Origin of the sequence: Streptomyces sp. NPDC056224, assembly GCF_042267665.1 — a bacterium.
Taxonomy (GTDB): domain Bacteria; phylum Actinomycetota; class Actinomycetes; order Streptomycetales; family Streptomycetaceae; genus Streptomyces.
Genome location: NZ_JBHJTK010000001.1, coordinates 384,369 through 394,056 on the forward strand (window position 1 = coordinate 384,369; position 9,688 = coordinate 394,056).

9 protein-coding genes are annotated in these 9,688 nt (G+C 73.4%); 6 read left to right on the plus strand and 3 right to left on the minus strand.

From position 1 onward, the window contains the following. The first annotated feature begins 85 nt into the window (after positions 1 to 85). The 6 genes from ACFCZ1_RS01765 to ACFCZ1_RS01790 all read left to right on the plus strand — a co-directional run bounded on the left by ACFCZ1_RS01765 (position 86) and on the right by ACFCZ1_RS01790 (position 6,675). The gene (locus ACFCZ1_RS01765; RefSeq protein WP_376676325.1) at positions 86 to 1,759 is read left to right on the plus strand and encodes an ABC transporter substrate-binding protein; all 1,674 of its coding nucleotides are present in this window, start codon (positions 86 to 88) and stop codon (positions 1,757 to 1,759) included. Beyond that, positions 1,756 to 2,724 carry an ABC transporter permease gene (locus ACFCZ1_RS01770; protein ID WP_376676326.1) on the plus strand — a complete coding sequence of 323 codons (969 nt, stop codon included), beginning with the start codon at positions 1,756 to 1,758 and terminating at the stop codon, positions 2,722 to 2,724. The genes ACFCZ1_RS01765 and ACFCZ1_RS01770 overlap by 4 nt, the downstream gene beginning before the upstream one ends. Further along, positions 2,721 to 3,608: an ABC transporter permease gene (locus tag ACFCZ1_RS01775; protein WP_376676327.1), complete on the plus strand. Its 888-nt coding sequence runs from the start codon at positions 2,721 to 2,723 to the stop codon at positions 3,606 to 3,608. The genes ACFCZ1_RS01770 and ACFCZ1_RS01775 overlap by 4 nt, the downstream gene beginning before the upstream one ends. Continuing rightward, positions 3,608 to 4,612 (plus strand): ABC transporter ATP-binding protein, encoded by a 1,005-nt coding sequence (locus ACFCZ1_RS01780; protein ID WP_376676328.1) that lies wholly within the window; start codon positions 3,608 to 3,610, stop codon positions 4,610 to 4,612. The genes ACFCZ1_RS01775 and ACFCZ1_RS01780 overlap by 1 nt, the downstream gene beginning before the upstream one ends. Positions 4,613 to 4,692: 80 nt before the next feature. Continuing rightward, a complete protein-coding gene (locus ACFCZ1_RS01785) occupies positions 4,693 to 5,526 on the plus strand; it encodes an ABC transporter ATP-binding protein (RefSeq protein ID WP_376676761.1) in 834 nt (277 codons plus the stop codon). Between the two features lie 195 nt (positions 5,527 to 5,721). After that, complete coding sequence (locus ACFCZ1_RS01790; protein ID WP_376676329.1) at positions 5,722 to 6,675, plus strand: hypothetical protein; 954 nt, start codon at positions 5,722 to 5,724, stop codon at positions 6,673 to 6,675. Between the two features lie 54 nt (positions 6,676 to 6,729). Here ACFCZ1_RS01790 and ACFCZ1_RS01795 read toward each other — a convergent pair whose 3' ends face one another. From ACFCZ1_RS01795 to ACFCZ1_RS01805, 3 genes are read right to left on the minus strand one after another with little or no spacing between them, the layout of a single operon-like run. After that, positions 6,730 to 7,788, minus strand: a complete 1,059-nt coding sequence (locus ACFCZ1_RS01795; protein ID WP_376676330.1) for an endonuclease/exonuclease/phosphatase family protein — start codon at positions 7,786 to 7,788, stop codon at positions 6,730 to 6,732. Next, a complete protein-coding gene (locus ACFCZ1_RS01800) occupies positions 7,781 to 8,929 on the minus strand; it encodes a winged helix DNA-binding domain-containing protein (RefSeq protein ID WP_376676331.1) in 1,149 nt (382 codons plus the stop codon). Before ACFCZ1_RS01800 ends, ACFCZ1_RS01795 begins: the two co-directional genes overlap by 8 nt. Positions 8,930 to 8,946: 17 nt before the next feature. Continuing rightward, positions 8,947 to 9,627 (minus strand): hypothetical protein, encoded by a 681-nt coding sequence (locus ACFCZ1_RS01805; protein ID WP_376676332.1) that lies wholly within the window; start codon positions 9,625 to 9,627, stop codon positions 8,947 to 8,949. Between the last annotated feature and the right edge of the window lie 61 nt (positions 9,628 to 9,688).

Consider the following 9,688-nt stretch of genomic DNA (forward strand, 5'->3'; position numbering starts at 1 on the left):
GTCACCCACTGAGCCGCCACCGACCGGGCCGTCACCGGCCGCGCGCCACCCACCCCACCGAGCTCATCCCTCAGGGAGCCAGACGATGTCATCAGCCCGATCGGGATCCCCGCTGCAGCCCAGCGGCCTCCGCCTCCGCCGCACCCTGGCGGCGGCCCTCGCCACGGCCGCCGTGCTCGTCACGAGCGCGTGCAGCGGCACCGCACACCCGGCCAAGGACGGGGCCGCCGCCTACCGGCTCACGGACAAGACCCCCGCCGCCACCGGAGACCTGGACTCCTTCACCTGGTCCGTCTACGCGGAGCCGACCACCATCGACTACGCCTACTCCTTCGACTTCCCGCCCAACCAGATCCTCGCCAACGTCTGCGAGAGCCTGCTGCGCTGGAACCCCGACCTGACGACCTCGCCCGGCCTCGCGGCCTCGTACACCAACCCCACACCCACCACCTGGGTGTACCAGATCCGTCCCGGCGTGAGCTTCCACGACGGGACGGCGCTCACCGCGGACGACGTCGTCGCCTCGCTGCGCCGCAACCTCGACCCCGAGACGGCCAGCGTCTGGGCGAACCAGTACAAGAACGTGACGTCCGTCGACAAGACCGGCCCGATGGAAGTCACCGTCACCCTGGCCAAGCCGGACTCCACCTTCAACAAGTACCTGGCCGCCGGCCCCGGCACCGTGGAGTCCGCCGCCACCCTGGCCAAGTCCGGCAAGGACTACGGCAATCCGCAGACCGGCGTGAACTGCACCGGCCCGTTCTCCTTCGGGTCCTGGAACTCGGGCCAGTCCCTCACCCTCAAGCGGTTCGACGGCTACTGGAACCAGGAGCTGAAGGCCAGGTCCGGCGAGGTGAAGTTCGTCTTCCTCGCCGATGCCACCACCCGCGTCAACGCCTTCCAGAGCGGCGAGGTCGACGGCGGCTGGATGGTCCCGCCGAACGCCTACGCCCAACTGGGCGCCACCCGGGCCGGAAAGCTCTACTTCGGCCGCAACACCACCGTCGCCGACGAGGTGGTGAGCAACCTCAAGGGCCCCCTCGGCGACCCGCGCGTCCGTCAGGCCCTCCTGATGGCCATCGACCGCAAGGGCATCGTCACGGCCGGCGCCGGCGGGGTCGGTGAAGTCTCCGACTCGCTGGTCACCGACAGCCTCTGGGCCGAAGCGCCCCCCGCGACCCGGGAAGCGCTCCTGAAGGACCTGCCGCGGTACCCGTACGACCCGGCCAAGGCCAAGGCACTCGCCGCCGAGGCCGGAGTGAACGGCCAGAAGATCGTGATCGCGACCAGCCCGCTGGACTCCCAGACGACCATCATCACCCAGGCCGTCGCCCAGGCGGCCACGGCCATCGGACTGAAGCCGCAGATCGACTCCCTCTCCGCGGAGAAGTACACGACCCTCTTCACGGACCCGGCGGCGCGCGAGGGCATCGACCTCTTCCTCACCTTCTGGTACACGTCCATCACCGACCCGCTGGACATGTACGGATCGCTGCAGACCGGGGCGTTCAGCAACTACGGCAACTGGTCCGACCCGGCGTTCGACGCCGCCGTCGACCGGGCCGTCGGAGCCTACGACCCCGCCGAGCACGCGGCCGCCAACGCCGAGGCCCAGAAGATCGCCACGCGCGAACTGCCCTGGCTGCCCCTGTACACCCAGCCCGTCAGCGTCTTCCTCGGCAAGAAGATCACCGGCGTCCGGCCCTCCATCGCCTACCTCTACTACCCGTGGGCGGCCGAGATCGGAGCCAACGGATGACGGCCGCGGCGGCGCGCGCCGTACGGATCCTGCGCAAGCTCGCCGGAATGGCGGCGACCCTGCTGGTCACCTCCTTCCTCGTGTTCTCCTCGCTCTTCCTGGCGCCCGGGGACCCGGTCGGCTTCCTGGTCAAGGGGCGCAGCCCCAGCCCGGAGGACCTCGCCGCGATCCGCAGCCAGTACGGCTTCGACGAGCCGTTCCCGGTCAGGTACTGGAACTGGCTCGAAGGGGTGCTGCACGGCGACTTCGGCCGCTCCTACCTCTTCCACCAGGACGTCTCCTCGGTCATCTGGTCGCGCCTGCCCTCGTCCATGCTGCTGATCGGCGTGTCCGGCATGATGATCGCGGTGTTCGGCATCGGCTCCGGCGTCATCGGCGCTCTGCGCCGGGGCAGCCGCACCGACCGTTCCCTGATGCTGTTCGTGACGGTGGGCGCGGCGGCACCCGCTTTCGTCGCCGCCCTGCTGCTGAGATCGGTGTTCGGGGTGGAACTCGGCTGGTTCCCGACCATCGGCAACGGTGAGGACGCCCTGGACCGGCTGCACCACGTGATCCTCCCGGCAGCGGCCCTGTCCGTCACCTTCACCGCCCTGGTGACCCGCGTGACCCGCTCGGCCATGCTCGACGAGCTGCGCCGCGAGCACGTGGAGGTCGCGCTGAGCCGGGGGACACCGCGCCGCACCGTCATCAGGCGCCACGTACTGCGCAACGCGCTCGGACCGATCGTCACCGTCTCCGCGCTCCTGGTGTCCGGAATGCTGGTCAGCACCGCGATCGTGGAGACCGCCTTCGGGATGTCCGGCGTGGGCTCCCTGCTGGTGCAGTCCGTGGACCAGCTGGACTTCCCGGTCGTCCAGGCCGTCGTGCTGCTGGTGGTGACCGCGTTCGTCGTCGTCAACGCCCTCGTGGACCTCGTCCACCCGCTGATCGATCCGCGCATGGCGGCGGCGGGGAGCGCCCGGTGAGCACACTCCCCGAAGCGGGCACCACGGCCCGCACGCCGCGCACCCGGCCCGACCGGCTCGCCCGCCTCAGGAACCTCGGCGGCAGCCGCCTGCAGCGGGCCTGCCTGATGCTCCTCGTCCTGTTCGTCCTGGTCGCGCTGCTCGCACCCTGGCTCGCGCCGCAGGACCCCACCTTCGGCCGGCTCGGAGACAGCCTCCTGGGGCCGGGCGCCGACCATTGGCTGGGCACCGACCAGGGCGGCCACGACACCTTCTCGGCCCTGATCGCCGGGGCGCGCACCAGCCTCGCCGGCCCGCTCGCGGTCGTGGTGTTCTCCACCGTCGCGGGCATCGCCGTCGGCCTGTTCACCGGGTGGCGCGGCGGCTGGGCCGACAGCCTGCTCGGCCGGGTGCTCGACGTGCTGTTCGCCTTCCCCGCCCTGCTGCTGGCGATCCTCGCGGTGGCCCTGTTCGGCAAGGGGATGACGGCGCCCGTGGTCGCCATGGCGATCGCCTACATGCCGTACACCGCACGCCTGGTGCGCGGCCTCGTCGTACAGGAGAAGGCCCGGCCCTACGTCGCCGCCTACCGGGTACAGGGCCACTCCGCCCCGTACGTCACCGTACGCAGGATGCTGCCCAACATCGCCCCGACCCTGCTCGCCCAGTCGACGGTGAACTTCGGCTACGCCCTGCTCGACCTCGCGGCCCTGTCCTTCCTGGGGCTCGGCGTACAGCCCCCGACCCCCGACTGGGGCGCCATGATCAACCAGGGCCAGGCCGCCGTGCTCCAGGGCCGGCCGCTGTCCGCGGTGGTGCCGGCCGTGGCCGTCGTCCTGGTGGTCGTCGCCTTCAACGTCGTCGGGGAAGACCTCGGCGACCGGCTCGCGGGGAGGGACTCCTGATGACCGCGCACGACACGACTCTGCTCGCCTACGACGGACTCACCGTCACCCTCCCCTCGATGGCCCGCCCCGTCCTGGACGCCGTCGAACTGCGCGTCCGTGCGGGGGAGACCGTCGCCCTCGTCGGGGAATCCGGCTCGGGGAAGTCCGTCACCGCCCGCGCCGCCCTCGGTCTCTTCCCGTCGGGCGCCGAGGTCGGCGGCCGGGTCCGCGTCGACGGGATCGACCTGGTCGGGGCAGACCCCGCGAGCCTTCGGGAGGTGCGGACGAACAAGGCGGCGATGATCTACCAGGACCCCCGGGCGGCCATCAACCCGGTACGCCGCATAGGGGACTTCCTCACCGAGCCGCTGCGCCTGGTGCACGGCTGGTCCAAGGCCCAGGCCGACGCCAGGGCCGTCGAACTGCTCGGCGCGGTGGGCCTGCCCGACCCCGCCCGGCACCTGAACCAGTACCCGCACGAGCTCTCCGGCGGCATGCTCCAGCGCGTCGTGATCGCCGCGGCCCTCACCGCCGAACCCCGGCTGCTGCTGTGCGACGAGCCCACCACCGCCCTCGACGTCAGCACCCAGGCGGAGATCCTGGCCATCCTCGGGCGACTGCAGCGCGACCGCGGGCTCGGGCTGCTCCTCATCACCCACGACATCGAACTCGCAGCCGCGGTCAGCGACCGGATCTACGTGATGTACGCCGGCCGGATCGTGGAGACGGCGCCCGTCGCGGAACTCTTCGCCTCCCCCCGGCACCCCTACACCGCGGGGCTGCTCGGTTCCTCGCCGCCCCTCGACGGCCCGGCCGGCCGGCTGACTCCGGTCCCCGGCGCCCCGATGGGGCTGCTGGAGTCCGCGCCGGGCTGTGCCTTCGCGCCGCGCTGCCGGTTCGCCGAGCCGGGCCGCTGCGACCTGTCCCCGCCGGAGCTGCGGCGAACGGGGCCGGCCGAGGTCGCCTGCCACCGCGCCGCCGAGCTCGCCGGCTCCGTCCAGCTCAGCAGGGAGGAAAAGTGACCACCGAGCCCACAACGGAGCCCAGCACCGGGCCCGCCACCGAGCCCACAACCGGGCCCGCCACCGGGGAGCTCCTCCGGGTGACCGGCCTGCGCAAGACCTACCGTACGGGCGGGGGGACGGAGGTCGTCGCGGTCCACGACCTGTCGTTCTCCCTGCCGGCGGGCGGAGCGCTCGGCATCGTCGGCGAGTCCGGTTCCGGGAAGACCACCACGGCGCGGATGCTGGTCGGGCTCGAACGGCCCGATGCGGGAGAGATCCTCGTACAGGGCGAGCCGCTGGCCGCTTCGGTTCGGGGCAGGGCGGCCCGGCTGGCCCGGGCCAAGGCCGTGCAGATCGTCTTCCAGGACCCCTACCTCTCCCTGGACGCCCGGATCGGCATCGGCGCGACCGTCGACGGCGTGCTCCGGCTGCACGGCTGGCGCGACCCCGCGGTGCGGGCCGACCGGGTCCGGGAGCTGCTGGCCCAGGTCGGCCTCGGCGACCGGGAGGCGGCCGCCCTGCCCCGGCGCCTTTCCGGCGGGCAGCGCCAACGCGCCGCGATCGCCCGGGCGCTGGCGGTCGAACCCGCCGTCCTGGTGCTCGACGAGGCGGTGTCCGCCCTGGACGTGTCCGTACAGGCGCAGGTGCTCAACCTGCTGGCGGACATCCGGCGCGACACGGGCATCGGGCTGGTCTTCGTCAGCCACGACCTGGCCGTGGTCCGCTACGTCTGCGACGAGGCGCTCGTCATGTACCGGGGGCGGACCATGGAACACCGGCCCGTCGGTGAGTTGCTCAGCAGCCCCGAACACCCGTACACCCGGCTGCTGCTGGCGTCCGTTCCGCGTCCGGGCTGGGACCCCGACTCGATCAGTCGGCGGCGTCGGCGCCTCGATCCGTTCAGGACCGCGGGAGCCGGCCCGGCGGGATAGCCCGCAGGCCGGGTACGGGCCGCCCGCCGGTCCCCGCCAGGCCGGTTCCGGGTTCCCGCCGGTCCGGGTTCCTGCCGGTTCCGGGTTCCCGCCGGTCCGGGCTCCCCCGCACGGGGGAGGTGGATCGCTCTGGCGGGGGAGGTGGGCGGGTGCGGTACCCCCGGAGACTGGAACTCTCGCGGAAGGGGGAAGCGGATGGACCGCTGGGACCGATGGGGGCGGGCTGCGGCGTACGGGGCTGCGGTCGCACTGCTGCCGTATCTGCTGATCAAGGTGTGGTGGGTGATCGGCTCCCTGGCCGGGGTGATATCGGTCGGAGAGGGCTTCACCCCGGCCGGATGGATAATCCTGAACACCGTGACCATAGGCATGGCGGTCATCGGGATCACCCTCGCGCTCGCGCTGGTGCGGCCTTGGGGGATGCGCATACCGGGCTGGCTGGTGGCGTTCGTCGCCTGGGTGGGGGCGGGGTTCCTGGTTTCCGTCCTGCCGTACGCCGCGCTGTCCACGCTGGTGGACAGCGGGTCCGGCGGGGCCGGGAGCGGCGCGGGGGACGCCGCCGAGATGTCCGACTGGGAGGGCGCGCTGGCCCAGTTCGGCTTCATAGGCACGGGGCTGGGCCTCGCCCTCGCGTTCCCCGCCCACATACGGCGCCGCTGGCCGGACGTGTTCACCGGGCGCGTCGGCGACCGGCCGCCCGCCGGGCTCCCGTGGGCCGCCGTCGCAGCGGCCGTGGTCGGGCTCGCATGGCTGTACTGGACGGCCGGCGGCACCCTGGGGATCGAGCAACCGGGCAACAGGGACACCCGCTGGTACATGCTGACCGGTTTGGGTGCCTTCTGGGCGCTCGTAGGCGCCGCAGCGGTCCGGGCGCTCGCCCGGGCCCGGCCCGCGCGGCTGCCCCGCGCGATCCCGATGGCGCTCGGCTGGATCGGCTCCGGCTCGCTGTTCGCGTGGAGCGGCTGGAAACTGCCGCTCACGCTGATCGTGGGGCTGACCCACCCCGACGGTGTCACCCCGCCGGAGTCGGTCGCCGCCGCGATGGCCCTGCACCTGGCCGCGGTGGTCGCGGGCGCCGGGATGCTGAGGGTGCTCGTCCGGTCCCGTGCGTACGGGGACGAACCCCGCCTCTCGCGGGTGGGAGGGTGAGCCCGGCCGAGCCGCCCCTGGGGGTGAGCGGGCCGATCGCGGTGTCGCCGCCCGTCAGAACCGCAACGACGCCGCCACGGGCAGGTGGTCGCTGGCGGTGGCCGGCAGGGTCCACGCCGATACCGGGGTGAGCTCACGGACCAGGATCTGGTCGATGCGGGCGACGGGAAACGTCTCGGGCCAGGTGAAGCCGAAGCCCGCGCCCGCCGCGTCATGGGCGGAGCGGAAGCGGCCCGTGACCGGAGCCAGCGCCCGGTCGTCGGTCGTGCCGTTGAAGTCTCCGACCAGGAGCGTGCGGCCGGCCGGGGCGGCGGCCAGTTCATCGGCGAGCCGGCCCGCGGCCGCGTTGCGGCGTTCGGTGGTGAAACCCGAGTCCGGGCGCACGCGTACGGAAGGGAGATGGGCGACGTACACGGTGAGCGGGCCGGCGGGGGTGTCGGCCGTGGCCCGCAGCGCACGGGTCCACGGCATGATCGCCACCGGGGCGGTATCGCGCAGGGGGTAGGTGCTCCACAGCCCGACCGTGCCCTCCACCACGTGGTACGGGTGGGTCGCGGCCAGCGTCCGCTCGTACTGGCGGACGGCGGGCCCGGTCAGCTCCTCCAGGGCGATCAGCTGTGCGCCGGAGGCGGCCAGGGCGCGGGCGGTACCGGCAGGATCGGGGTTCACGTCGTCCACGTTGTGGGTGACGACTGTGAGGTCGGCCGCCCCGCCGGCGCCCCGGTCGAGGAACGTGCCGCCGTGGAGCGCTGCCCAGCTGAGCGCGGGCAGCAGGACGGCGGTCAGCGCGACGCGGGAGCGGCGCAGGAGAGCGGCGGCCAGCAGCAGGACGACGGCTGCGCCGGTCCAGGGGAGGAAGGTCTGGACGAAGCTGCCGGCGTTCGCGAACCGGTTCGGGATCCACCCGTGGAGCAGCATCAACAGGGTCGTCAGCACGGCCAGGGCGGCGACGACCCGGCCACGGCGGGCCGAGCGGCGGCTGCGGGGCCGGGCCCCGCGGCTGCGGGGGACCGGCGGGGCGGGGGCGGTCTTCACCTTCATGACCTTGGTGACGTCGGCGACGGCCGTCGGGGTTCTCCTCGTCGCCGCGCCGTTCGACGCTTGTTCAGTCACCCGGGAGGAGCCGGGTTTCGGCGCTCGGCAGCCCCTTGGCCCACCAGTGGCCGTAGCGCCCGTAGGCCTTGGGATCCCGGGCGCCGAGGAACGCGACGAGGGACCTGGCCTCCGCGGCCAGACCCTCCCACGTACGGCCGCAGAGGGGGTGGAAGGCGGTGGCCTCGATTCCGCCGTCGACGGGTCGCCAGACGCCCGCGACGTAGCCGTCGACCAGCAGCGTGGGCAGCACGTCGCCGTTCACGCGGGTCACGTGCTTGCGGTAGGCGGGGGGTATGACACGGCCGCGGTCGGCGTAGGCCAGCAGGATGCTGTCCCACATCGCCATCAGCCGGGGCGGGGCGGGAGTGTCCCCGGCCGGCCGTGGCGCGCCCGGGACGTCGTACATCACCGTGCCGTCGGGGCCTTCCAGCTGTTCGAGCTGGTCGGCGAGCGCGGCCACCGCCGCTCTGACCCGGGACCGCTGGACCAGCGCGAACTGTGCCATGTCCGCCACCGACGCCGGCCCGAAGCCCTCCAGATAGCGGCGGACCAGCCGTTGCAGACCGCCGGCGGCGACATCGGCGTCGGCGAGCACGGGCAGCGTGCCCGCCGCGACGTACGAGGGCCGGGTCTCGAAGGACCAGGGTCCTCCCGTGCGCGCGTGCCACAGCGGCGCGTACTGCCGCAGCATCCGCTGGGCGCCCGGCTCCATCGGTGTGCCCAGCCGCTGCGCGAGCCAGCCCCCGATCTCGGCGGCGGTCCGCGGCAGTTCGGCGTACCGCACCAGGTCTGCGACCAGTACGCCGGCGTCGTCGGCGGTGAGCCCGGACGCCGTGAAGCGCGAGTCGCCGAGTCTGGAGCCGCGCAGCGTGGGCTCCATCGCCTCACGGAAGGTCCGGTAGTCCTCGGCGTGGACCGCGTGCAAGGTGAGCCGCATCAGCGTCGCCTTCACCGTCCGGCAACCGGCCACGGACGCGTCGAGGCCGGCGGCGTCGAAGCCGCTCAGCCGGTTCCACAGCGCGATGTACGGCGAGGCGGGCTGCTGTGCCTGCAGGGCGACCACCCGCCGCACCGCAGCCTCGACGTCGATCGGCTCGCGGCCCAGCAGCAGTTGCCGGGCGAGCGTGGCCCGGTTGAGCGCCTGCGCGGTGATGTCCATACCGGGAATTGTGCCCGTCAGCTCGTCCGGCGCGCGGACCGGTCCCGCCGCACCCGTCGGCGGCGTATCAGGAGACCCGCGGCCGCACCGGCCAGTGCCGTAGCCGCCACGCCCGCCGTCGTCCACCACACGGCGTCGTCCGAGGTCTCGGCGGGCGGCGCCTGAGCCGGAGACGCGGAGGCGGGCTCTGTGGCAGCGTCCGTGGGAGTCGGCACGGGAGCCGCGGCGCTGGACGCCGAAGAGCCGGGTGCCGGGGCACTGGGCGTCGGGGCAGCGGGCTCCGGGGCACCGGGCGTCGGCGCACCGGTCGCGGGCGCCGGGTCCACCACGGGCACGGCGACGTCGAGTTCACCGTGTCCGAGGGAGGGGAAGCCCACGTCGACGGTGACCTTCCAGGCCCCCGGAGGAAGGACCTCGGCCGTGGTCCAGCCGGCGGGCGCCGCGCCGGGGTCGCGGACGAGGCGCCAGGCCCCCAGAGAGCGGGAGCCGTCGGCGCTGACGGCGTTCACGGTGGCGGCGACCGCCTCCTCGACGGCGTCCCCGTCGTTCTCCCAGGTGATGTCGGCGGTGACGTGGCCGCCCCGTTGTCCGGTCACCACCACCTTCACGGTGTCACCGTGGGCGTGGGCCGCGACGGGGGTCAGGAACATGAGGCCGAGTGCGGCCAGCAGGGCGGGAAGAGCGATTCTTGTGCGCATGGTGGCGGTGCTCCGGGTGACTGGGGTGAGGGGCCGGCGGACGGCCGCGTGGTGCGGCCGC